Below are 23376 nucleotides of genomic sequence, written 5' to 3' on the forward strand. Positions count from 1 at the left end.
AAATGCTTATTAGCCATATTACCCGTTATCAGAAAAACCATACTTCTCATCACTCAGCGATCGTATCTCGTTGAAGCGATCTTGCATCTTGCCTCCAATCAAATCGACACGCCTTTGCATCTCATTCACCCATTCACGATCTGCCATCACTTCACGTGGAAATACGGTGGAACGCGCATTCTCACCAAGGTACAGAAACGCATCAAACAGTTCCCCGACTGGGGCATCCATCTTATCCATTGCCGCCAGTTTATAGCGCGCTTTAGGTAATAAATCGATGAATCGAAGTGGCTCAATAGGACTATTCGTCACTTCGAGTAGCGCTGGCGATTTTACATTGTGGAAGGTTTGCACAACTTCGGGCTCTGTCATCGGCCAAATTAAATACGTACTATCAGGAAACGCTTGCTCTAATCGAGTCGCAAGCGGCCAAGCGCTGGCTTGCGTTTTCGCGACATAGTCCTTCGGTGCATTCACCAGATGGAAAGCCCCGAAAATCAACAGTGTTTTTTCATTGTGCTCAATTCGCTCTTGAGCAACTTGGTAAAAGTAATCCGTTTTACTCTGCGCCGCTTGTTTCCAAACTTTTGCATCCGCGACACCATCCCATTCAAAGGGCGCTTCCGCGAGATGCACCTGAATTTTTTTGCCTTCAGGTAACAACAAATTACGCGCCCTGATCGCCTTGAAGAAGTTGATATACGCATCTGGCATCCAAGCCATAAAGTAAATCGAACCACGTAGCACCTCATTCAGCTGTGATTCGCTGACCTCACCGCCTGCCAGATATTTATCCAATACAGGTTGATATTTCGCATTACCAAATTCGACCACAACATGGGTGACTTGGTCAGAGAAAGCATCGGTCGAAACCAGTTCCGTTGCGTAACGTAAAAAAGCGTCATTCCAATGGTAATCGCCAATCCCAACAAAACTGTGTTGCTCGAATGCCTTCAGAATTGCAGCATCAGCGGGCTTAGCTTGCTCAACCACTTGTTCAATTTTTTGCTCCGGCAAATCGACCTTTGCAAAGTGCGGTAAATACTCACACCCTGAGATCCCAACCAACCCTAAAACCAGTACCAAGGGCTTGATTTTCCAGCCTAATGTCTTCATTGAATTCTATACCTCCTTGTTAACATCATGACAACGATAACAAAAATCATTATCATCTATCCAACTTAGATTTCATATTTGTATCGCGAAAGGGAGAAGGTGATGCGTGAAAACCGCTCAGAATTCTACGGCAAACTGTGCTTGGTCACTGGTGCCGGGCAAGGGATTGGCCTAGCATGTACCAAAAGCTTATTAGACCAAGGGGCGCATGTTATTGCTTGTGATGTGACTCAAGCAACATTGGATGAACTACAACAAAACTTGTCGACCAACCAACAACAATGCACCACATTACTTCCGTTTGATCTATCCGATCCACATGCGATCCTCAATGCCTGCCAGAACCTTCAGCAGGATAACCTCATCCCTGAGCTCATCATCACTTGTGCTGGTACATTACACCTCGCCTCTATTCTCGAACTGCCGTACGAAGCGCTCAATAAAACCCTAGATATCAACTTAAAAGGCACCATGCAACTTACCCAACAGCTTGCAAAAATGTTGGTCGAAAACGGCAGAAAAGGCGCGATTGTCGCAGTAGGATCAAATGCCGCAGACACACCACGCATGAAGATGTCCGCCTACTGCACATCTAAAGCTGGCCTGCACATGTGGATGCAATGTTTGGGATTAGAACTGGCAGAGCATGGCATTCGCTGCAATATTGTTAGCCCCGGTTCAACCAGAACACCAATGCAAGAGCAAATGTGGAATGAATCTTATGGCGAGCGAGAAACGGTTCAAGGCAACTTAGCGTCGCATCGAATTGGCATTCCGTTAAACAAGATTGCCGAAACCAAAGACATCACCAATGCGATTGAATTTTTGCTCAGTGATAAATCTGGCCATATCACTATGCATGATTTGAGAGTGGATGGCGGAGCAACCTTCTGATCCCCCGCCAAAATATCGGAAAGTTTAACCGTAAAATTTGGGGTGCATGCCCTTCTCTAACTTGCGCCTCACTTTATAGGACACATCAGCTAATGTGATTTTGCCTGAGTTCTTGCGGTCAATCCCCGCGTTTTGGCGATAAGCGATCGAGCCTTTCTTGAAAAGCACATGTGTTGGCGGTTGGCCGATTGCAGCAGGATAAAAGATCGCCATATACACATCCTCAAGACACGCCATGTCATTTCGATATGGCATAAAGTACGCTTTGACATAATCCAGCTGATCCAGAGCACTCATTTTGGCCAACTTCTTTGTGCTTGTTCCTAGAGCTTCTGCGGTTAAAGGCATAAATTGAATTAACCCTGTCGCACCGCTTCCCGATCCATTTTTAATACTTGGGCTAAATGTCTCTGCTGTTTCAAATGCCATGCAAGCCATCAAATGATTAGGATCTATATTGAGCTCTTTAGAAATGTCGTTAACCTTGATTTTGAACTCTACCGAGACGCGATTTCCCCAAGCAAGGGCATCGGTAGTTGGAACCGATAAAGACGCTGAAGAAACATCACTTTTTTTAAGGAATAAAGATGAAGGTGAAAAAATGTTCAGGCTTTTAGAATTATTATCTATCAACCTGTTTTGAAAGGAAAAAACCTTATCTTTTTTGTGCTTAAGATTTTCAATTTTTAATAGCTGATACAATCGCTTAGAAACCGTTTTCACGATACAACCACATTTGGAAAACATGTCCCAAACTGTAATCCATTTCTCACTCTTTTAATATCAGTATCAGTTATGATGCACAAAAATGTGAGGCAGATCTGTGAGCTTTATAAGAAATGGAAAATTTATAAATAAGACTGTTTGAAAAGTATACTCAGCGTTTTTCTGTACGTTGAAAACAATGAGAAATTTGTGGTGTATTCTCGCTAGGTTGGATGGTAAACCACTGAGTGACAATACGACCTTGATCTTGTCGGAGCTGCACTAATACTGCATCACGTTCGTAAACTTGAACACCATGGATGTTAGTTAAGTTGCCATTTGAATAAGACTCAAACAACACATCTAATGCGGGTCCTCGCCTATTCAATTTACACTTTATCCTTTCATCAGTTTGAACGCCTAAACTACGAAATGTGCACTCTTCATCTTGTACCTGAAGTTCATATTCAATCCACACAAACGGCCCTGCGTTACTTTGCCCAAAATCGACATCACAATGAAAAATCCCATTCCAATTAGGAGTGACAAAGGCCACCGCCGCTACGAATCCGATTGTGCTAATTATCATACTCTCTCACTTCTCTGGCTAAAAATGAGAGAGTATTTCAACCCAAATATCGCTGCACTTAACAATAACAAAACTTCGAGTGATACCCAGTTACCACTCTGCAATACAAAGACGGCTTTTCACACCACGAATCTGTAATCCCATCGCCTCAAATACATGCTCAAAATCTTGGCAGGAAGCAGGTACATTCGGTAAAGACAGCGACGCTTCTGTAAAGAATGACCGACTCAGGGTTTCTGATTCTCCCCACGCCAGTTCCCACCAATCCAAGAAGCGTTGTTTAGACGCATTCAATCGATACACCGCGGGCAGTCGATCGCGCTTGTTGAGGTTTTCAGTTTTAGATGTTGGCAGCAGATTCCATTTATCGTTGTTCGGCCAATAAGCGAAGGGCAAGCAGTGATCAACATGGTACTCATTACGCAACTTACTCCCACTCCATACACTGATGATCTCAGATTGACTCGAACGCAACTGCTCTACCCTTTTGCGTACTGCGCGAGTGTCGTGGTCTTTATCAATCCAAACCAAGCAATCATGATAGGTTTGAAGGGCAATGCCTCGGTCTTGGTTTGAGCTAAACCGCTGCATTTCAAGAATCCACTGATTGACCACCAGCGGCTCAATCCATGAATGATAAAGCCTAAAGCAGTCCCACAAGCTCTCATCCAAAATAAATTTGCCATAGCTTTCAAGGAACTCCCCATCAACAACGATAGTACCTTTATGCTTTTTGGAAGAACGTACCATTTCAAAATATGGATTCGATTTGTCACCTTGGTATGTATAGGTAACTGGTCCATCTTTAATGGTTTTCAAACTGTCTTTGACAGCTTTATCTAAAGCGACGGCATCGTCACCAACAAATATGGTACCAATTGCTAAATCATCCGGACTTAAATGAGAAAGCTTGTCCCAACCATCAGGCTTAATGAAACCGAGTCCTTTTGATGCATTAGAGTTCTGCTGGATGTTTTCTTTATCAATGAGGCGTTTAAACTGACGAATCCAATACAGACCAACTAAACCAAGAGGGATCGCAACTTTACCATCAGTACGATCAATAACGGCTCCGGAATGAGCATCTGCAATTCGCAATAAGGTTCGCAGCAAAGCCAATTTGTAAGTGGCCGACTTAGAGTCGTTCACGATGATATGACGAACCTTGTTGAGATCACCGGAACCATCATCGGGAAGTGACATGACAACCGTCTGCCAATGAACATCATCACGCTTTAGTTGGTCGTCACTGTCCGAGACATGCCTTACCATAAGCGCACTGTTCTTTGCCAGTTGTTCTAACTCTTGAACGGAGACAGGATAAGCTTTGCGCCCATCAGTAAACTCTCCATGGCGAAGGCTTATGACCAAGCGGCCATTAGGCGCAAGCAGATTAGAGAGTTTACGGAAAGCACGCTCACGATGAGAAGTCGCAAGATGCATCCAAACCGCACTCACCAATATCAGATCAAAGCGAAGTCCCAAGTTGGTGGTTTTCTCAAGAGCAGGCAAGGCATCATCAAGCCAAGTAACCAAATTACCCGTCTTAACTTTACCAAGCTCTAGTAGAGATGCCGCTGGTTCAAGAGCAATCACCTCACAGCCTTGTTCCATCATCCATTTTGCATCTCGCCCAGACCCCGCTCCCACATCCAAGATCCGATCGCCTGCATGAGGCCAAAAAGCCTGCCAGCTCGCATGAACGTTCTCAAACGTCGTCGAGTTGTATTGCTCCGCTAATAAGCTCGCATTTTGGTTATAGAAATTGAAGGTAGAGGACATAAAGGTAAGACTGCAATTGAACTGAACACATAGTAAGTGCTATTGATTGCAAAGACTAGAAGGTAGTGCAAAAGTTGTAGGAAACGTTGCGTTGGAGGTACTGTTGCCTAAAACAACAAAGCCCCGAAAACTCATAAAGTTATCGGGGCTTTGGTATTAAATTACTATCACTCAGTTTCGGCTCTGAGCCTTAACGCTCTTCGCTTCTTACCAGTTCCGCTAATGTAGATAAGCGTTGCTCGCTTTGTTTGACGTATGGGTTTGCTTCATCCCATGCGTAACCGGCGAGGATCGCGCTGATCATTTGTTTGATACGTGGATTCGGTTCTTGGTAGAAGATGACATCTTGTAGCTTACCGTTGTACCAACCTTCTACATAGGTGCGGAAGGTGTTCACTCCAACCATCAGGCGATCGGCGTAGTCTGCTTGCCAATCCACGGCTTCACTGTTGAGCTGGCGCTCAATACAGTCTGCGGCAAATTGAGCTGACTTCATCGCGATGGTCACGCCAGATGAAAAGACAGGATCAAGGAATTCACCGGCATTGCCAAGCAACGCATAGTGCGATGTTGCAAGGTGTTTTACATTGGCCGAGTATCCACCGAGCTCACCGGCTGGGTTCGGGTAGTTGGCTTGATTAAGCAACTCAGCCAAACCAGGCTCTTCACTTGCTAGCTGTTTAATGGCTGCGATTTTGTCTTCTGGGTAGTTTTCAAAAAACGCTGGCTCACCGACCACACCAAATGAACAGGTGCCGTTGGAGAATGGGATCAACCAATACCAAACATCGTGGTTATCTGGATGCACAGAGATCAGGATCTTGTTGCGATCGTATTCGATGTTCTCGGCAGTGATATTGTCTTCAATGTGGGTAAAGATCGCCTTTCTTGGTGGCAAGCAAGACGGCTCTTCCAGCTCTAACAATCTTGGAAGCACACGCCCAAAGCCGCTGGCGTCTAATACGTAATCGGCTTCAATTTGATACGCTAATTCGTTTTCATCGATAACAGAAAGAACCGACTTTGAGCCTTCAAATTCGATGCTTTTCAGTTCGTGCTGGTAACGAATTTCAACCCCTTGCTGCGCGGCACTGTCTGCCAGTACTTTATCGAAGTGCCCACGCTGGACTTGGTAGGTTGTACCCGGACCTAAGGTGAACTTATCGGTAAAATCAAATTGGGTGTAAACGCCGTTGCGACGAAATGCAGCCCCGTCTTTGTATTGGAAACCAGTTTGGTTGACTGCCTCTAACATGCCTGCTTGCTCTACAACTTCCATGCACGCTGGAAGTAGGCTTTCACCAATAGAGAAACGTGGAAAGGTGGCTTTTTCAATCACAACAACATCGATATCTCGTGCGTTGAGCAATGCTGATACGGTAGAACCTGACGGGCCCGCACCAATAACGACGACTTGCTTTTGCTCTGTTTTCATTCTGTTTTCTAGTTTGCTTGTAGTTTTAATAATGTGTGACCAAGGCCAATGTTGTCTGTTCTTTCTGCCACGGTTAAGCCTGCAGCTTCGACAATCTCTAGGAAGTCATCACTACGGTAGAAGCGGCTGTTACCATTTGCAAGGCAAGTAAAGTACAGCGACGTGGCATTCAAACTGTAAGAGGCACCCGCGTATTTTTGCGCGTCCCAGAACAATTCTAGAATGTATACGGTATCGCCTTGTCGTAGTTGTGCTTTGACTTTCTTTAAAATATTGAGAATTTCGATTGGAGAGAAACAATCGAGGAACTGGCTCATCCACCAAGTGTCGGCATGCTCAGGCAAGGTTTGAGCTTTGTCCAGCATGTTAGCAGGGAATGGTTTGATGCGATCACTTAGCTGGTTATCCGCTGCGTTCGACATCGCCACTTCAAGCTGCTGTGGTAAATCGACAATCGTCACTTGAACGTCTGAATTGTGGTTACAACACTGCATCGCCCACTTACCCGTGTTACCACCGATATCGACAATGTGGCTTGGTTTGTTGGCAAACACTTCTTTTAGTAGCAATGGGAAGGAACGGTCTGAGTAGAAATGATCAAACTTGAACCAGCTCTGCTTCGCTTGCTCTGGTAGAGTCGATAGCCCTTGGTAAATGGTTTCCCAATCACCCAGTTCTTTTAAGCCTGACGGTTTGCCCTCTTTGATCGCATCGGTTAGGTGCATCATTGCGGCATAACAAACGTCCGCTGTGAAATCCATGTTGGCTTGCGTCATGCCATCATAAAGCAAATAGAAGCCAAGGTTTGCCAATGAGTAGTTAGGTTTTTCCCACAGCACGATATGCGCGCTAATGGCCATGTCTAACAGCACTTTGACGCCATATTCAGATACGCCTGTTTTCTCTGCGATCTCTACGGCATTCATGCCTTTTGAGCCCGCACTATCCAACGCAGCTAAAATGCCAAGATCTCGAAGTGTTCTCGCGGTCTGGAAAACAATAGGGGCGAAAGATAATTTTTGAGCTTCTGTTTTTGCTTCAAAAGCGTTGAATGGATCAATATTTTGATTTAACACGAAAAAACCTAACTACTATTAATAAAATTATTGTTGAGACTCAGCACCTAAAAGTGCGATGGCTCTCTGAATATCAACATTCAGGTTGTTAACCCAACGATTGTAATTACGGTGAATTTTGCCATCACCCGCTTTTAGATTTACTGAGTTGAGATAAATAATTGAATAATATTTGTTGTTATATGGAATTTTTACTTCAGCAAAATGGCTACGAACGTGAATTTTGGCAATTAATACACCTGGGCTCACTTCTTCTATCGTCCAACCACGATTTGTTGCCGATTGCACAATCGCAGCTTTTACTTGTTTATTTTGAAGATCATAAGCAACTGGAGTATCCTCCACATTCATTACAGGTTGTACTCTTCCACAACCGACAAGAAGCACTGTTAATAACACAGAGATAAGCAGCTTTAAGCGAGACATGGTCGTTTCCTTTTATTGTGACTCTGGTGAAACCCAGATTCTATCGAGCTGTAAAATAAACAATTAAAACAAATATGCCAAACTCGAAGATCAAAATTTCGTTTAATATCGATGCATTATCCGCCAATTCATTGGGTTTAAATCAACCAGAAGAATGGGAGCAGTGGGCATCGGACTGTATATGGCCTAAAGAAGGCAAATTACACGTCGCAGATATCCCACCAATGATGCGCCGACGTATGAGCGCATTAAGCAAACTTGCGGTACAAACCGCGATTGGTTTACTCAAACAGTATGATGTGGATTACTTGGTGTTTGCGAGTCGCCATGGTGAGTTACATCGCAGCGCAGCGTTGATTGAAGACATTATCCAAGGTGAAGAAGCTTCCCCAATGGCGTTTTCTCAGTCGGTGCACAATACCGCAGCGGGCTTGGCAACCATTGCGACTAAGCAACCTATCCCATTGACGTCGATTGCGGCATCAGAGAACACTTTTCAAAGCGCATTGATTGAAGCGTGGTTGTTTCTCGCAGAGAACCCAGACAAAAAAGTAGTGTTTATCGACTTTGATGAACCCTTGCCTGATGCTTACTCGGAGTTTGAGACCCAGCAATATCAAGGTTATGCTGTCGGTATGGTGTTGTCTGCTGGTGACGATTTTAAGATAGAGCAAGTCGCAACAAAAAGAAGCGGAGACACGTCCCAACTTTGCCCGCTTCCACAAGGATTAGCTTTCTTAAAACACTATCTTTGTGAAGATCCAAGCTGGTTGATTCATTCGCCACAGCAAACGTGGGAATGGCATCGTCGATGAGGGTTTTGAATCAATATTGGCGTGTCTTTGCTACTGGCTTTTGTTTTTCCGTATTTGGGCTTGGCGGTCTAGTACTCAGTTTTATCGTCATTCCACTCATTGGTTTAACCACCTCCGATCAAACCGCCAAGGAATATAAAGTCCAAGGTGCGATACAGTTTGCTTTTAATACCTTCTGTAAATTGATGAAATTTACTGGCGCAATCGATTATAAGATCATCGGCACAGATATTATTCAACAAGATCAAAATTGCCTTATTGTTGCCAACCACCCAAGTTTAATTGATTACGTTCTTATCGCATCTCAATTAAAGCGCTGCGATTGTTTAGTAAAGTCAGCGATTTGGGCCAACCCATTTATGAAACACATTGTGAAAGCTGCGGGTTATATTCCTAATGAAGCTCCTGATGATTTATTAACAATGTGTGAAGAACGTTTTGATAATGGCAATGTATTGCTCATTTTTCCGGAAGGCACAAGAACCACTCCTGGGGTAAAATCAAAATTACAGCGTGGTGCTGCACAAATAGCAGTAAGAACGCAGCGAGATTTAAGAGTTGTACATATTACGGTGACGCCTAGCTTCTTAACAAAAGAGAAAAAGTGGTATCAAGTTCCGTCGACAAAACCCTTTTTCAAAGTGGAAGTGAAGGATAAAGTTGAGATTGAGCCTTTTATAAAGCAAACTACGTCCCCAACAATAGCGGCTCGTCGCTTACAGCAGCATTTAGCTGATACTATTTTTCCAGAATTATAAGCAGGTCCCAGTGGAACAATTACACAACAATATCAAGCAACTTATTATTGACGCATTGAACCTAGAAGATTTAACCGTCGACGATATTGAAACCGAAGCGCCGCTGTTTGGTGATGGTCTAGGCTTGGATTCTATTGATGCACTTGAGCTTGGCTTAGCGATTAAAAAGCAATACAACATTGTCATTGATGCTGACGATTCAAATACACGTGAGCACTTTGCTTCAGTAGCTAACCTTGCGAAGTACATTTCTTCTCAAACTTCTTCCCAAGATAATGAATAGTTTTTAGGTATATTCATGACAGATGTAAATAAAGATCAAGTATTTGAACAAGTTAAAGATGCACTGGTAGAACTGTTTGAAATCGACGCTGCGGATATCCAGCCAGAAGCACACCTTTACACCGATCTCGACCTAGACAGCATTGACGCGGTAGACCTTGTGGTTCACCTGCAAAATGTCACTGGTAAGAAAATCAAGCCAGCTGAATTCAGCACCGTTCGTACGGTGGATGACGTGGTAACGGCTGTCGCTGAACTTCTTAAGGAAAGTTAATGCGCCAATTGCTGACTGGTCTGTCTGCAATTGTCCTGTTTGCCTACCCTTTTGCTGTTTACTTCGGCATTGATCGATTTGGCTTAAACCTCGTTGGGGGCTTGTTAATTGCAGCGTTGCTCTTGCGATTATTGGTTGCAAACAAGACCCCACTGAAAGAATTTAAGTTTCTTGCTTTCACCACTGGCATTGTTGGTATCGTTCTGGTCACCCTTGGGGTTGTATTTAAGCAACACGGGTGGCTAAAGTTCTATCCTGTCGTGGTGAACCTTTGCATGCTTGGGGTGTTCGCCCTCAGCTTAAGACAGCCTCAAACCATCATTGAGCGATTGGCGCGGCTTCAAGAACCAGACTTGCCTGAAAGCGGCGTACTCTACACACGTAAAGTCACTCTGGTGTGGTGCGCATTTTTTATTATGAATGCGGCAACTGCACTGTATACCTGCTTTGAATCCATCGAGATTTGGACGTTATACAACGGCCTGATCAGCTACCTACTTGCAGGCAGTTTATTTGCCGGTGAATGGATAGTGCGCCAATTTGTACGAAAGGAACACTAGATCGTATGAACACCCGTTCTTCTGACTTCTCTTCTATTGCCATGTTAATGCGCGCTCAACGTCCTGAACCATCGGTCGTCGCCTTCGAGTCCGCTCAAGAAAAAACATGGGATGAATTTCAGCGCAGTGTTTCCGCTCTTAAAAGACAACTCGACGCCAATCCATCGCTGCGTATTGCTCTTTGTTTTGCCAATAGCTACCTGTTTGCCATCAGTTTTCTTGCTTGTTGCCATGCCAATAAAGCCATCGTTTTACCAGGAAACTACCAACCAGAAGCATTAAAAGAACTTGATGAACATTACGACCTCGTCCTTCATGATGCTGACGTTTCGGTACCTGACAGCTTGACCACACGATGCGTGACGGAAGAAGCAGATGACCGCTCGATAGAGTGGCACTCGCTTAACGCCAGCGCTCTGAGCATCACTTTGTTTACGTCCGGTTCTAGCGGTAAACCTAAAGCCATCGCGAAAACACTTAAACAACTGGATGTCGAAATTGCGATTCTTCAATCCTTATGGGGAGAGAAAATCGCTGGCTGTCAGATTGAAAGTACGGTCTCTCATCAGCATATTTATGGCTTACTTTTCCGTGTGCTTTGGCCACTTTGTGCTGGTCGCGCTTTTGCTACCCACAATCTGGAGTTTCCAGAGCAAATTGTGAATCATGCCACCAGCAATACCGCTTTAATTAGCAGCCCTGCTCTGCTCAAGCGTCTCACCGAGGAGCATAAACCGACGGCATTGCGCTGCGTTTTCTCCTCTGGTGGCCCATTACCGAATGACGCCGCACAACACAGTGCTGAGATTTTTGGTGACTACCCAGTCGAAGTATTTGGTAGTACAGAAACTGGCGGTATTGCTTATCGTCAACAACTTACTGCGACACAACCTTGGACGCTGTTCCCTGGAGTTGAAGCGGCATTAAACCATGAAAATTGTTTAAAGCTTCGCTCACCGCACATCGATGAAAACGCTTGGTATCAAACCGCAGATGAATGCTATTTCCATGATAGTATTTCTTTCGAATTACGCGGCCGCACAGACCGAATCGTTAAGGTCGAAGAAAAACGTGTGTCTTTGGTTGAAGTAGAAAAACGTTTAGAACAGCTGCCTTGGATTAAGGAAAGTGCTGTTATTCCTATGGAGCAAGCAGGACGATTGTCGCTTTTTGCTGTCATAGTATTGAACGAGCAAGGCCAGCAGACATTAAGTGAACTGGGCAAAGGCAAGTTTTGGCTTGCACTGAGAAAAGCGCTACGTAACTGGTTAGAGCCGATTGCGATACCACGCAAATTCCGAGTGCTGGATGAAGTACCACTTAACAGCCAAGGTAAGCGACAAGTCGCTGAAATAGAAAAACTATTCCAAGAATAATTAAGCATCGAACATGGACAAAAGAAAACCAACGCTCAAGAACATAGACGTGTTAGATAAGACAGCGACCATTGAGATGCTTGTCGACGCTGACATCATGGATTTCCAAGGGCACTTTACGCATTTCCCCCTACTGCCGGGCGTAACTCAAATCGATTGGGCGCTATTTTATGCCGTCGAATACCTCAATACGCCTGCAGTATTTAAAGGGATGGAAGTGATCAAATTCCAAGAACCTATCCTGCCAGATATGCAGGTTAGCTTATCGCTGTCTTGGGATTCAGAACGTGAAAAACTGGCGTTCAAATATACTTCTCAACCCGCTGAACAGACGATTGTTCACTCATCTGGCAAAATGAAATTGGGTAGCTAGTGTGAGCGGCGCAAACTCCTATCAACCGTGCTTTCTGATCCCTTGCTATAACCATGGTAGCACCATCGCTGCCGTTGTAGATTCTCTCGCGTCATTTTCCGTGCCCATTTTGATCGTGGATGACGGCAGTGAAGAGGCGACAAAACAAACACTGGATGCGTTAGCAAACGAAGAGAAAATCACCTTAATTCGTCTGACCGAAAACCAAGGGAAAGGCGGAGCGGTAATGGCTGGTATTCAACAAGCCTACGCGAACGGCTTTAGTCACGCGATTCAAATCGACGCCGACGGTCAACATGATCTTGATGCTCTACCTAATCTGCTTCAAGCTTCACAAGATAAGCCAGATAACTTGATTTCAGGTCAACCGATTTACGACGACAGCGTACCAAAATCGCGTCTATATGGCCGATACGCGACCCATATCTGGGTATGGATTGAAACCTTGTCTCTGTCGATTAAAGACAGCATGTGCGGCTTTCGTGCTTATCCTCTCGAAGCTACGGCCAACGTCCTCAAGAAGAATAAGATTGGTAAACGCATGGACTTCGATATCGAGATCCTTGTTCGCATGTATTGGGATGGCACTGATATCGACTTTGTTCCGACTCGGGTGATTTACCCTGAAGGCGGTATTTCCCACTTTGACGCATTGTGGGACAACGTCAAAATCAGTTGGATGCATACTCGCTTGTTCTTTGGCATGTTGCCACGCATTCCATCTTTGTTAGCTCGAAAACGTCAATCTAAAGACATCGAACAAAAGCACAATCAAAGCGATGCGCATTGGTCGAAACGCAAAGAGCAAGGCACCGTTTTAGGCATCAAGACGCTTCTGGCGATCTACCGTCTGTTTGGCCGCAAAGCGTTCGACTTCATCCTGAAGTTAGTGATGCGCTATTACCACCTTACTGGTAAGTCTTCACGTCAAGCATCTGAGCTTTATCTCAACCAATTACAGACTTACGCGAAACAGCAAAGTTTAGTGTTACCACAGCCACTCGATAGCTATCATCATCTTTTGTCATTTGGCCGCACCATGCTGGATAAGCTGGCCGCGTGGCAAGGTGACTTTGACGTGAGTAATCTCACCATTCATGGTCAGCACCACTTCGAAGCAATGGCAGAGAAACAACAAGGTGTGGTCATTCTGGGCTCACACCTAGGCAACATAGAACTGTGCCGCGCACTTGGTCGTCGCCATTCTCATGTCAAAATTAATGCTTTGGTGTTCACCGAACACGCTGAGCAGTTCAATGCGGTCATGAAAGCCGTAAACCCGAGCTCAGAACTCAACGTGATTCAAGTCAGCTCAATGGGACCAGACACCGCCATTTTGCTACAACAAAAAATTGAGCAAGGTGAATGGGTTGTGATTGTGGGAGATCGCACTTCAACCAGCGTTGAAAGCCGTGTGGTTTGGGCAGACTTTTTAGGTAAACCCGCCCCCTTCCCTCAAGGCCCATTTATGTTGGCCTCGGTACTGAAAGCGCCGGTTTATTTGCTGTTTGGCCTACGAGACGACAATGCCATCACCCCGCACTTCAATGTGTACTTCGAACATTTTAGTGACCAAATCGTCCTACCACGCAAAACGCGCCAAGCAGCGTTAGATACTGTGGTACAGCAATACGCGCAACGATTGGAACACCATACTCTGCAAGCACCGTTGCAGTGGTATAACTTTTTCAACTTCTGGACTTTAAGTAATCAGCAACATGACAACGAACACTAATCAAAACATTACCTTCGGCGCACAAGCTCTTTCTATCGAAGATGTGGTTGCGATTGCACAAGGCGCAAACGCAAGCATGAATGCGTCACCAGAATTTACGTCCAAGATCGATCGTGGCGTCGCTTTTCTAGAGAAATTGCTGAAAGAAGAAGGCGTCATTTACGGCGTGACCACAGGTTACGGTGACTCGTGTACCGTCGCGATTCCACCAGCATTGGTTGATGAGTTACCGCTGCACTTAACTCGCTTTCATGGTTGTGGCTTAGGTGAAATCCTTTCTCACGAGCAAGCAAGAGCCGTTCTTGCGACGCGTCTGTGTTCATTATCGCAAGGTGTATCGGGTGTTTCTCACGATCTACTTAACCAGATCGTAAACCTAATCAACCATGATGTTGCTCCACGTATTCCGCAAGAAGGCTCCGTAGGCGCAAGCGGTGACCTAACACCGCTTTCTTACCTTGCTGCAGCATTGATTGGTGAACGCGATGTGCTTTACAAAGGTGAAGTACGTCCAACCCAAGAAGTGTTTGCCGAATTAGGTATTCACCCAATTACGCTTAAGCCAAAAGAAGGGTTGGCGCTGATGAATGGCACATCGGTCATGACAGCGCTGGCTTGTATCGCTTATAAACGCGCAGAATATCTTGCGCAGTTGTGTACCAAGATAACGGCAATGGTATCGGTGGGCATGCAAGGGAATGATTTCCACTTTGATGAAGCCTTGTTCGCCGTGAAGCCGCACCCAGGCCAACAACAAGTTGCCGCTTGGCTACGTAACGACCTTAAAGCCGAGCGCCCACCACGCAATAGCGACCGCCTTCAAGACCGTTACTCTCTGCGTTGTGCTCCGCATGTGATTGGTATGGTGCAAGATTCTCTGCCTTGGTTACGTCAGTTGATCGAAAACGAACTCAACAGTGCTAACGACAACCCAATCATTGATGGTGACAACGAACGTGTGCTGCATGGCGGTCACTTCTATGGCGGCCACATCGCAATGGCCATGGATACCTTAAAAGCGAACATTGCTAACCTTGCTGATTTGTTGGATCGTCAAATGGCACAGCTGATGGATTACAAGTTCAACAACGGCCTTCCGTTTAACCTGACCGGCGCAGAGGGTGAACGTAAACCAATCAACCACGGTTTCAAAGCAGTTCAAATCGGCATCTCCGCATGGACAGCAGAGGCGTTGAAACACACCATGCCTGCGAGCGTGTTCTCTCGTTCGACAGAGTGCCACAACCAAGACAAAGTCAGCATGGGCACCATTGCTGCACGCGATTGTATGCGTGTACTGGAACTAACCGAACAAGTTGCAGCCGCGTCATTGCTGGCAAGTGTACAAGCGGTAGAAATTCGTCGTCGCCATAACGAGCTTGATGAGCACCACATGAGCAGTAACTTGAAGATGATTCGCGATGCGGTACTGGAAGAGTTTGAGTTTGTTGTCGAAGATCGTCCTTTAGAGCATGATCTGCGTAACTTCATTGCTAAAATTCAGCAACGTCAATGGTCGTTGTACGCGGAGGCGTAATGCAAGAACAAGTCCTTTACCCTTTGGAAACTGAGGTGACGATGATCACCTCATTTCAAGATGCAGATCCAATGGGTGTGATTTATCACGGAAACTTCTTTCGCTATTTTGAAGAGGCACGTCGTGTCCTAATGGAAAAGATTGAATACAGCTACCGCGATATGAATGAGTCTGGCTACATGTGGCCAATCATTGATACGCGCGTGAAGTACGTAAAAGCGATTCCGTTCAATCATGAAATTCGTATTACCGCAAAGCTGACAGAATGGGAGAACCGCTTGCGCGTCGACTACGTGATCTACGATGCCAACACTGACCAACGTATGTGTAAAGCGCACACGACCCAAGTCGCGGTATCGATTGAGAAACAAGAGATGTGCTTTGCTTCACCTGCCGTATTCATGGACAAAATTGAACAATGGCACAAGCATGGGAGCCTTGCTTAATGCGCAAATGGTTATGCTCTTTATTGATGCTGTTCTCTGTTTCTGCTTGGGCTCAAGTGACTGATTTAGAATCCCTTCAACAGCAGTTATCTCAGAACGAGATAGTACGTGGTGACTTTAAACAAAGCCGCCACCTTGAAATGTTCAATCAACCGCTAACATCAACCGGTAAATTTACGCTCAGTAAATCGCATGGCTTATTGTGGCAACAACAAGTGCCATTTGCTGTGAACTTAGTGCTTACTCAAAACAAGTTGCGTCAAACGTTTGGGGATCAAGTTTCAAAGATCATTACGGCCCAAGAAAACCCAATGGCGTTTTACTTCAGCCATGTGTTTCTTTCGGTATTCCATGGCGATACAGCAGCACTAAAAGCGCAATTTACGCTTAATTTCTCTGCTCAAGAAAACGGTAAATGGCAACTGGCTCTAACGCCTAAACAAGCGCCCCTCAATGCGGTATTTAAAGTGATTACCCTTTCTGGTGAACAACATATCGACCAATTAATGCTAGAAGAACTGCGTGGTGACAAAACAGAAATCGAGTTCACTCAACAGACTTCACTACCACTGGAAATGACGGATGCTGAAAAGGCTCAATTTGACTTCTAAATTCCGGTTAGGTTCGCACTCACTGGCTTTGGTTTGGTTGGGGATTGTAGTGCTTGCAAGTTCGCTGTTGCTGACGCAATGGCTTGGTAGCGAGCACTCACCAATTGAAACTAACATTCTGAAGCTATTGCCAGAAAATCAGCAAAACCCAATTGCTGAGCAAGCCTTCGACGCGGTTTCTAGCAGCATGAGTGATAAGGTTATTTTTGTTTTGTCGGCGCCAGATAAAGCCAAACTTTTTCAGGCTGCGGCAGCATTTGAGCAAGGCTTACAACAAACTCAGCACTTTACTGAAGTTGTCGGCAAAATCTCACCAGACAAGCAAAAAGCATGGGCAAGTTACTATTTCAAGCATCGCTTTCAGCAGCTCACTCCTGAACAACGCGTACGATTAACAACAAATCCTCAAGCGCAAGTTCAGCATGTGATTCAATCTCTCTACAATCCCTTTTCTGGCGTGACTGGACAAGAGTTACAAACCGACCCGTTCTTACTCTTCCGTGATTATTTAGGTCAGGTAACTCAACAAACCTCAGCGTTTCATTTAGAAAATGGGTATTTGTTTACCGAGAAGAACGGCCAACCTTATTTGTTGATCACGGCGACATTAGGTGGCTCACCTTACGCATTATCAACCCAATTGGCGGTGCCTGAAATTGACCAATTGGAACACGCCATTACTAACAAATATGGCGTACAGACGGCACATACTGGCGTGCTGTTTTATGCCGATTTTGGAACTCAAAGCGCGAAGTCAGAAATCAGTACCATCGGCGTATTCTCTCTGCTAGGAATTGTGGTGCTGTTTCTTGTCGTCTTCCGTAGTGTAACGCCATTGGCTTTAGCACTATTGTCTATCTCGGTTGGACTTGCCGTCGCACTAAGTATCACGACATGGATTTTTGGCAGAGTTCACCTGTTTAGCTTGGTTTTTGGCGCGAGTCTGATTGGCGTTTCCATTGACTACGCTTTCCATTATCTAACAGAACGATTAGCCGCTGGTAATCAATGGGACAGCCGCTTGGGGCTGAAACACATCTTTGCTGCAATCACACTTGGGCTTGTCACCAGTTTGATTGGCTATTTAGGTATGCTGGTCGCGCCTTTTCCCGGACTGCAGCAGTTGGCTCTGTTCTCATCGATTGGTTTGATTGCCGCCTATGCGACCGTCGTGGCTTGGTATCCGATATTGGCGACACAGCCCTCTCAATCGGCCGCAATTTTACCGGGTAAGCGCTTGCTCTCAGTTTGGTTAAACTTATGGCAGCGCCCTGCTTTCAAATTCGGTTTGCCTGTGTTGTGTTTAGCCATCAGCGGATACTATCTTGCTCAACTCAAATACGATGATGATATTCGCCAACTGCAAGCCATGCCAGCGACGTTAAAGCAACAAGAAGCCTTGATAACACAAGTTAGCGGCATGCAGGCATCACAACAAATGTTGGTCGTTACTGCTGACTCAGATGAAGCCTTAATGCAGCGCTTGGAAAGCCTTGAGCTGATTTTAGTTAACTGGCAAAAAGAGCGCCTTATCAAAGGCCATCAGAGTTTGGCTCAATACTTAGGTTCGAATCAGCGCCAACAACAAGATTTCAGCTTAATCAGCCACTTGTACCAAACTCAGGGGCCAGCATTAGCAGCAGGATTACAACTGACTAAAGTGCCAGAGTTACAAGCTGAATTTGCACCGATCACCCTAGCACAGTACCTCAGTAACCCGGTATCAGAACCGATTCGCTTTCTGCATTTAGGTGAGATTGAAGGTAAATCAGCCGCCGTGATTACACTGAATGAAGTTAAGAATCTCGGTCTGGTGCAAGCGTTCGCTCAATCACAAGCTGACGTGACTTACCTAAACAAAGCAGAAGAAATTTCTACCCTGTTTGGTGAATACCGAATCAAAATCATGGAGCTATTACTGGCAGCGACAGCCTTAATTTTTGCGGTATTAGTCAAACGCTACGGCTTTAAACACGCTTGGCGAATCTTGTTACCGTCTGCCATTGCTTGTGCTGGGGGCCTGGCAGCAGCCGTGGCAGCGGGTTCAACGCTCAATCTGTTTAACTTACTTGGCCTGATTTTGATTCTTGGTATTGGTATCGACTACACCTTGTTCTTTGCCGAGAAGGCTCGCAGTCTCAGCACCTTGCTTGCAATTACGTTGTCAGCCATTACCACGGTCTTATCTTTTGGTCTGCTCTCGTTGAGCCAAACGCATGCCATCCATAGCTTTGGTATCACGGTATTAAGCGGTATTTTTATCGCGTGGCTGCTCTCTCCTATCGCCATCATGACGGAAGATAAATCACAATGAAGTTCAGAACGATGAAGCCCATAACGATGAAGATAACCACGACGCTCCGAGTTGCTGTTGGCCTCACGCTAAGCATTCTGCTCAGTGCGTGTAGCTTAGTTCCTCAGCAATCAACGCCAACGGTGGAAATAGCCAAAGGCACCCAAGTCTCTCTTCCAGCCCCGAGCGCACTAGGCTACCAGCTCACAGCAAGCCAATTGATCACCGCGACTTGGTCGATTGATGGCAAAGAGAAGCAAGAACAATTACCCGTACAACTGCAAGTCAGCGACGCTGATGTGGTCTTGGCTGGTTTTTCCTCATGGGGAACTCGCGTCTTGTCACTGCAATACGATGGCACGCAAATCAATACTGAAATTTTAAACGGGCTACAAGGCACCTTACCGGAACCAGAGCAGGTACTATTCAATCTAATGATCACGCTGTGGCCGAGTTCCGCTTGGGAAGCGCCGCTAAATAAGGTAAGGTGGCGAATGATTGATGATGGATATTCCCGAACCGTATTTGATAGCGACGGTGAAAAGGTCATAGAGATACGCTATGCAAACGCTGACAAGTTAAAAGGTCAGATTGATTTTCACCACCTCAAACATGGGTTTTCAATCTCCATTCAAACACTGCAATATCAATTAAACTAGAACGACCTTAGTAAATCTATATGCCAACTCGCTCTCCTCAACCTTTGTATATTCAGGCCTGTGGTTTTCATTCCGCATTGGGCAAAGATGAAAACGTTATTCATCGTTGCCTAGCTGGAATCCAACCATCTAACATGGTCATTGATGCGGATATTCTGAACTCTGGCCGCCAAACAGTGATTGGCCGAGTGGCAGAGTCGTTACCAGAGATGCCGCCTGAGTTAGTCCCATTTGATACTCGCAACAATCGTCTGGCACTATCTGCTCTTCGTCAGATTGAAGGGCCTGTGCGCGACGCCATAGAACAGTATGGCGTGGAACGTGTTGCCGTTGTTATCGGTAGCAGCACGTCAGGCATCACCGATGGCGAGGTGGCATTTGCAGAAAAACTCTCCGAAGGAGACTTCCCTGCAAGCTACCACTATCGCAAGCAAGAACTTGGCAATTGCAGTGACTTTGTCGCCGCTTACTTTGGTTTAACCGGACCGTGTTATGCAGTTTCCACAGCTTGCTCTTCGAGTGGCCGCGTATTTATTACTGCTCAACGCCTGATTCGAACCGGGCTTGTAGATGCGGTGATTGTCGGTGGTGTCGATACGATTTGTCGCCTAACACTTAACGGCTTCAACGGATTGGAAGCTCTTTCAGAACAGCACTGCGCACCTTTCAGTGCTGACCGTAATGGCATCAACATTGGCGAATCGGCTTCTGTTATGTTGCTAAGTACATCTCCAACCAAAGTGGCCTTACTTGGCACAGGTGACAGCTCTGACGCGCATCATATCTCCGCCCCTCACCCTGAAGGTGTTGGCGCAGAACAAGCGATGATGAAGGCACTCGAAAACGCGGGCTTATCACCAAGTGACATTGGTTACATCAACGCCCATGGCACAGCAACACCACTGAATGATTCGATGGAAAGCAAAGCCATCCATCGTTGCTTTGGCGATGCAGTCCCTGTCAGCTCAACCAAACCGTTAACAGGTCACACGTTGGGTGCAGCCAGCGCCACAGAAGCGGCCATTGCGTGGCATATTTTAAATTACGACCTCGACCTTCCGATTCAGTCTTGTGAAAATAAAGCCGAAGACATCGAGATTTCGTTGGTAGAAACAGCAACGAAACTGAATGGTAAGGCCATTTTAAGCAACTCTTTTGCTTTTGGTGGTAATAACGTTAGTCTCATTTTTGGTTACGCTCATGACTAAACTTCCCCCTATTGAACAACTGCTTCCGCACGATAAACCGATGATTCTGGTTGATCGTGCTTTAGACGTTCAGCAAGACACTATTCATTGCCAAGTTGATATCGGTGACCACAATCCATTCTTCAACCAAGAAAGCCTCTCGGTGCCTGCTTATGTCGGTATCGAGTTTATGGCTCAATCTGTCGCCGCTTGGTCCGGCTATCACGCGCTTACTCAAGGTGAAGAACCGCCCATCGGTTTTTTTGCTTGGCAGCCGACGCTACGTGGCAGATTGCGATGCGTTTATGCAAGGGCAAATACTCGACGTATACGCAGAAAAAATGATGGAAGACAATGGTATGGCAGTATTTTCGGCTCGAATTGAGTGGCAAGAAAATACCATTGCGACCTGCCAACTGAACGTTTACGTCCCATCAGAAGAAAAATTAAAAGAAATGAAAATCAGGAGTCAACAATGACCCGACAAGTCCTCGTAACAGGTGCTAGTAAAGGCATCGGTAAAGCCATCGCCGTTCAACTTGCGAAAGACGGTTTTGACATCGTCGTGCATTACATGGGCGATCAACAAGGCGCACAAGATACTTTAGATACTATTCAACAAAATGGTGGCAACGGCCGCCTAATTCAGTTTGATATCAGTAACCGTGAAGAATGCCGCAACAAGCTAGAAGCGGACATTGCCGAGCATGGCGCGTACTACGGCGTAGTTAACAATGCTGGGATTACTCGCGACACCGCCTTCCCTGCAATGACAGAAGAAGAGTGGGACGGTGTGATTCATACTAACTTAGATAGCTTCTACAATGTCCTGCACCCTTGTGTGATGCCAATGGTACAAAAACGCAAAGGCGGCCGCATTGTAACGCTAGCTTCGGTATCTGGCTTGATGGGCAACCGCGGCCAAACCAACTACAGCGCAGCAAAAGCAGGCGTGATTGGTGCAACTAAGTCATTGGCTCTTGAGCTAGCAAAACGCAAGATCACCGTAAACTGCGTGGCGCCCGGTCTTATCGATACTGGCATGGTAGACGAGCACGTAAAAGAGCACGCGATGCCACAAATCCCTCTGCGCCGCATGGGTGAACCAGAGGAGGTCGCTGGCCTTGTGAGTTACTTAATGTCAGACATCGCGGGCTACGTGACTCGCCAAGTCATTTCAGTAAACGGAGGCTTAGTATGAGTCGTCGAGTCGTTGTAACAGGTATGTCCGGCGTTACTGCTTTTGGTAACGATTGGTCTGCAGTAGAACCTAAACTACGCGATTGTCAAAACGCCACTCAATACATGCCCTCTTACGAGCAATATGATGGTTTGAATACCAAACTGGCAGCCCCAGTCATAGATTTTGAACTGCCTAAGCACTACAAGCGCAAACAAGTTCGCGGCATGGGTCGTGTTTCTAAACTGGCTACCGTAGCCACCGAAAACGCATTAAACCAAGCTGGCTTAATTGGCAACGAAGTGCTGACAAACGGTCAAACTGGCATTGCTTACGGCTCTTCAACAGGCAGTACCGATGCGATTGGTGCCTTTGGTGTCATGCTTAACGAAAAAACCACCAAAGCCATCACTGCAACCACCTACGTACAAATGATGCCGCACACGACTGCAGTTAACGTTGGGCTGTTCTTCGGCTTACGTGGTCGAGTGATTCCGACCAGCAGCGCCTGTACTTCTGGCAGTCAAGCGATTGGTTACGCCTACGAAGCTATCAAACACGGCTACCAAACCGTTATGGTTGCAGGTGGCGCTGAAGAGCTTTGTCCGACAGAATCGGCTGTCTTCGATACCCTTTTTGCGACCAGTCTAAAAAATGAAGAGCCGAAAAGCACACCGAGGCCTTATGACACTGACCGCGACGGCCTAGTGATCGGTGAAGGTGCGGGTACGTTGGTTTTAGAAGAATACGAACACGCCGTTGCACGTGGTGCGACAATCTATGCAGAGATTATCGGCTTTGCAAGTAACTGCGATGCGGCACACGTGACGCAACCTCAAATGGAAACCATGCAGATCTGTATGGAAATGGCGTTACAGAATGCAGGTATTCCTGCGGATAAAATCGATTATGTTTCCGCTCACGGAACGGCAACCGACCGAGGAGATATCGCAGAAAGTAACGCGACTGCCAATGCACTCGGTAAGGTGCCAATCAGTTCTTTAAAGAGCTACTTTGGCCATACTCTAGGCGCTTGCGGCGCTATCGAAGCCTGGTTAAGTCTTGAGATGATGCATACAGGTTGGTTTAGCCCGACCCTCAACTTGGATAATCTCGATCCACAATGTGGTGATCTCGATTACTTATCCGGTCAAGGCCGTGAACTAGAAGTGGAATACTTAATGAGTAACAACTTCGCGTTCGGTGGCATCAACACTTCGATCATTTTTAAGAAAATTTAACCCGTTAAAAAAGCGCTAGTAGAGAC

General features: G+C 45.9%; 24 protein-coding genes and 1 pseudogene. 18 read left to right on the forward strand and 7 right to left on the reverse strand.

The genetic code is table 11. The features are described from left to right. Nucleotides 1–18: 18 nt before the first annotated feature. Entirely contained in the window at nt 19–1116 is a 1098-nt protein-coding gene (locus C1S73_RS05995) for a hypothetical protein (protein ID WP_038865593.1), read from the reverse strand. A gap of 102 nt (nt 1117–1218) precedes the next feature. Here C1S73_RS05995 and C1S73_RS06000 point away from each other — a divergent pair, with 102 nt between their 5' ends. Then, entirely contained in the window at nt 1219–2010 is a 792-nt protein-coding gene (locus C1S73_RS06000) for a 2,3-dihydro-2,3-dihydroxybenzoate dehydrogenase (protein ID WP_038865595.1), read from the forward strand. Nucleotides 2011–2034: 24 nt separating this feature from the next. Here C1S73_RS06000 and C1S73_RS06005 read toward each other — a convergent pair whose 3' ends face one another. From C1S73_RS06005 to C1S73_RS06030, 6 genes are all read right to left on the reverse strand, one after another. Continuing rightward, on the reverse strand, nt 2035–2757 hold the full coding sequence (locus tag C1S73_RS06005) for a transglycosylase SLT domain-containing protein (RefSeq protein ID WP_038865596.1): 723 nt from the start codon (nt 2755–2757) through the stop codon (nt 2035–2037). Between the two features lie 130 nt (nt 2758–2887). Then, entirely contained in the window at nt 2888–3304 is a 417-nt protein-coding gene (locus C1S73_RS06010) for a DUF5991 domain-containing protein (protein ID WP_038865599.1), read from the reverse strand. 90 nt (nt 3305–3394) lie between these two features. Next, nucleotides 3395–5086, reverse strand: a complete 1692-nt coding sequence (locus tag C1S73_RS06015) for a class I SAM-dependent methyltransferase (RefSeq protein ID WP_038865601.1) — start codon at nt 5084–5086, stop codon at nt 3395–3397. Nucleotides 5087–5276: 190 nt separating this feature from the next. Continuing rightward, nucleotides 5277–6521, reverse strand: coding sequence for an NAD(P)/FAD-dependent oxidoreductase (locus tag C1S73_RS06020; RefSeq protein WP_038865603.1), 1245 nt, complete (start codon nt 6519–6521; stop codon nt 5277–5279). Nucleotides 6522–6529: 8 nt separating this feature from the next. After that, nucleotides 6530–7597, reverse strand: coding sequence for a class I SAM-dependent methyltransferase (locus C1S73_RS06025; protein ID WP_038865605.1), 1068 nt, complete (start codon nt 7595–7597; stop codon nt 6530–6532). 27 nt (nt 7598–7624) lie between these two features. After that, on the reverse strand, nt 7625–8023 hold the full coding sequence (locus C1S73_RS06030; RefSeq protein ID WP_038865607.1) for a hypothetical protein: 399 nt from the start codon (nt 8021–8023) through the stop codon (nt 7625–7627). A 74-nt stretch (nt 8024–8097) separates the two neighbouring features. Between C1S73_RS06030 and C1S73_RS06035 the strand changes: the two genes are divergently transcribed. The 17 genes and pseudogenes from C1S73_RS06035 (at nt 8098) to C1S73_RS06115 (ending at nt 23350) form a co-directional block, all read left to right on the forward strand. Continuing rightward, nucleotides 8098–8838 (forward strand): beta-ketoacyl synthase chain length factor, encoded by a 741-nt coding sequence (locus C1S73_RS06035; protein ID WP_038865609.1) that lies wholly within the window; start codon nt 8098–8100, stop codon nt 8836–8838. Continuing rightward, nucleotides 8835–9596 (forward strand): lysophospholipid acyltransferase family protein, encoded by a 762-nt coding sequence (locus tag C1S73_RS06040; RefSeq protein ID WP_038865611.1) that lies wholly within the window; start codon nt 8835–8837, stop codon nt 9594–9596. Before C1S73_RS06035 ends, C1S73_RS06040 begins: the two co-directional genes overlap by 4 nt. 10 nt (nt 9597–9606) lie before the next feature. Beyond that, on the forward strand, nt 9607–9879 hold the full coding sequence (locus tag C1S73_RS06045) for a phosphopantetheine-binding protein (RefSeq protein WP_038865613.1): 273 nt from the start codon (nt 9607–9609) through the stop codon (nt 9877–9879). A gap of 15 nt (nt 9880–9894) precedes the next feature. Then, nucleotides 9895–10152, forward strand: a complete 258-nt coding sequence (locus tag C1S73_RS06050; protein ID WP_038865615.1) for an acyl carrier protein — start codon at nt 9895–9897, stop codon at nt 10150–10152. Then, nucleotides 10152–10712 (forward strand): COG4648 family protein, encoded by a 561-nt coding sequence (locus tag C1S73_RS06055; RefSeq protein ID WP_038865617.1) that lies wholly within the window; start codon nt 10152–10154, stop codon nt 10710–10712. The genes C1S73_RS06050 and C1S73_RS06055 overlap by 1 nt, the downstream gene beginning before the upstream one ends. Nucleotides 10713–10717: 5 nt before the next feature. Next, the gene (locus tag C1S73_RS06060) at nt 10718–12088 is read left to right on the forward strand and encodes an AMP-binding protein (protein ID WP_038865619.1); all 1371 of its coding nucleotides are present in this window, start codon (nt 10718–10720) and stop codon (nt 12086–12088) included. Nucleotides 12089–12101: 13 nt separating this feature from the next. After that, on the forward strand, nt 12102–12461 hold the full coding sequence (locus C1S73_RS06065) for an ApeI family dehydratase (RefSeq protein ID WP_038865621.1): 360 nt from the start codon (nt 12102–12104) through the stop codon (nt 12459–12461). 1 nt (nt 12462) lies between these two features. Then, the gene (locus C1S73_RS06070) at nt 12463–14196 is read left to right on the forward strand and encodes a glycosyltransferase family 2 protein (RefSeq protein ID WP_038865623.1); all 1734 of its coding nucleotides are present in this window, start codon (nt 12463–12465) and stop codon (nt 14194–14196) included. Then, a complete protein-coding gene (locus C1S73_RS06075) occupies nt 14180–15733 on the forward strand; it encodes an HAL/PAL/TAL family ammonia-lyase (protein WP_038865625.1) in 1554 nt (517 codons plus the stop codon). Before C1S73_RS06070 ends, C1S73_RS06075 begins: the two co-directional genes overlap by 17 nt. Beyond that, on the forward strand, nt 15733–16179 hold the full coding sequence (locus tag C1S73_RS06080) for an acyl-CoA thioesterase (RefSeq protein WP_038865627.1): 447 nt from the start codon (nt 15733–15735) through the stop codon (nt 16177–16179). Before C1S73_RS06075 ends, C1S73_RS06080 begins: the two co-directional genes overlap by 1 nt. Beyond that, a complete protein-coding gene (locus C1S73_RS06085) occupies nt 16179–16790 on the forward strand; it encodes a LolA family protein (protein ID WP_038865630.1) in 612 nt (203 codons plus the stop codon). Before C1S73_RS06080 ends, C1S73_RS06085 begins: the two co-directional genes overlap by 1 nt. Next, nucleotides 16762–19104 carry an MMPL family transporter gene (locus C1S73_RS06090; RefSeq protein ID WP_038865632.1) on the forward strand — a complete coding sequence of 781 codons (2343 nt, stop codon included), beginning with the start codon at nt 16762–16764 and terminating at the stop codon, nt 19102–19104. Before C1S73_RS06085 ends, C1S73_RS06090 begins: the two co-directional genes overlap by 29 nt. A 26-nt stretch (nt 19105–19130) precedes the next feature. Then, nucleotides 19131–19742 carry a DUF3261 domain-containing protein gene (locus tag C1S73_RS06095; RefSeq protein ID WP_038865760.1) on the forward strand — a complete coding sequence of 204 codons (612 nt, stop codon included), beginning with the start codon at nt 19131–19133 and terminating at the stop codon, nt 19740–19742. Nucleotides 19743–19762: 20 nt separating this feature from the next. After that, on the forward strand, nt 19763–20950 hold the full coding sequence (locus C1S73_RS06100; RefSeq protein WP_038865634.1) for a beta-ketoacyl-[acyl-carrier-protein] synthase family protein: 1188 nt from the start codon (nt 19763–19765) through the stop codon (nt 20948–20950). Continuing rightward, nucleotides 20943–21408, forward strand: a pseudogene (locus C1S73_RS06105) (hotdog family protein). Before C1S73_RS06100 ends, C1S73_RS06105 begins: the two are co-directional and overlap by 8 nt. Beyond that, nucleotides 21405–22130, forward strand: coding sequence for a 3-ketoacyl-ACP reductase FabG2 (locus C1S73_RS06110; RefSeq protein WP_038865638.1), 726 nt, complete (start codon nt 21405–21407; stop codon nt 22128–22130). Before C1S73_RS06105 ends, C1S73_RS06110 begins: the two are co-directional and overlap by 4 nt. Then, nucleotides 22127–23350: a beta-ketoacyl-ACP synthase gene (locus tag C1S73_RS06115; protein ID WP_038865640.1), complete on the forward strand. Its 1224-nt coding sequence runs from the start codon at nt 22127–22129 to the stop codon at nt 23348–23350. The genes C1S73_RS06110 and C1S73_RS06115 overlap by 4 nt, the downstream gene beginning before the upstream one ends. Nucleotides 23351–23376: the final 26 nt, after the last annotated feature.

Origin of the sequence: Vibrio jasicida 090810c, from assembly GCF_002887615.1 — a bacterium.
Lineage (GTDB): Bacteria > Pseudomonadota > Gammaproteobacteria > Enterobacterales > Vibrionaceae > Vibrio > Vibrio jasicida.

Coding starts and splice junctions, on each gene's coding strand:
- C1S73_RS05995 (WP_038865593.1), bottom strand. CDS start 1,116: ATGAAGACATTAGGCTGGAAAATCAAGCCCTTGGTACTGGTTTTAGGG.
- C1S73_RS06000 (WP_038865595.1), top strand. CDS start 1,219: ATGCGTGAAAACCGCTCAGAATTCTACGGCAAACTGTGCTTGGTCACT.
- C1S73_RS06005 (WP_038865596.1), bottom strand. CDS start 2,757: ATGTTTTCCAAATGTGGTTGTATCGTGAAAACGGTTTCTAAGCGATTG.
- C1S73_RS06010 (WP_038865599.1), bottom strand. CDS start 3,304: ATGATAATTAGCACAATCGGATTCGTAGCGGCGGTGGCCTTTGTCACT.
- C1S73_RS06015 (WP_038865601.1), bottom strand. CDS start 5,086: ATGTCCTCTACCTTCAATTTCTATAACCAAAATGCGAGCTTATTAGCG.
- C1S73_RS06020 (WP_038865603.1), bottom strand. CDS start 6,521: ATGAAAACAGAGCAAAAGCAAGTCGTCGTTATTGGTGCGGGCCCGTCA.
- C1S73_RS06030 (WP_038865607.1), bottom strand. CDS start 8,023: ATGTCTCGCTTAAAGCTGCTTATCTCTGTGTTATTAACAGTGCTTCTT.
- C1S73_RS06035 (WP_038865609.1), top strand. CDS start 8,098: ATGCCAAACTCGAAGATCAAAATTTCGTTTAATATCGATGCATTATCC.
- C1S73_RS06040 (WP_038865611.1), top strand. CDS start 8,835: ATGAGGGTTTTGAATCAATATTGGCGTGTCTTTGCTACTGGCTTTTGT.
- C1S73_RS06050 (WP_038865615.1), top strand. CDS start 9,895: ATGACAGATGTAAATAAAGATCAAGTATTTGAACAAGTTAAAGATGCA.
- C1S73_RS06055 (WP_038865617.1), top strand. CDS start 10,152: ATGCGCCAATTGCTGACTGGTCTGTCTGCAATTGTCCTGTTTGCCTAC.
- C1S73_RS06060 (WP_038865619.1), top strand. CDS start 10,718: ATGAACACCCGTTCTTCTGACTTCTCTTCTATTGCCATGTTAATGCGC.
- C1S73_RS06065 (WP_038865621.1), top strand. CDS start 12,102: ATGGACAAAAGAAAACCAACGCTCAAGAACATAGACGTGTTAGATAAG.
- C1S73_RS06075 (WP_038865625.1), top strand. CDS start 14,180: ATGACAACGAACACTAATCAAAACATTACCTTCGGCGCACAAGCTCTT.
- C1S73_RS06080 (WP_038865627.1), top strand. CDS start 15,733: ATGCAAGAACAAGTCCTTTACCCTTTGGAAACTGAGGTGACGATGATC.
- C1S73_RS06085 (WP_038865630.1), top strand. CDS start 16,179: ATGCGCAAATGGTTATGCTCTTTATTGATGCTGTTCTCTGTTTCTGCT.
- C1S73_RS06090 (WP_038865632.1), top strand. CDS start 16,762: ATGCTGAAAAGGCTCAATTTGACTTCTAAATTCCGGTTAGGTTCGCAC.
- C1S73_RS06095 (WP_038865760.1), top strand. CDS start 19,131: ATGAAGATAACCACGACGCTCCGAGTTGCTGTTGGCCTCACGCTAAGC.
- C1S73_RS06100 (WP_038865634.1), top strand. CDS start 19,763: ATGCCAACTCGCTCTCCTCAACCTTTGTATATTCAGGCCTGTGGTTTT.
- C1S73_RS06110 (WP_038865638.1), top strand. CDS start 21,405: ATGACCCGACAAGTCCTCGTAACAGGTGCTAGTAAAGGCATCGGTAAA.
- C1S73_RS06115 (WP_038865640.1), top strand. CDS start 22,127: ATGAGTCGTCGAGTCGTTGTAACAGGTATGTCCGGCGTTACTGCTTTT.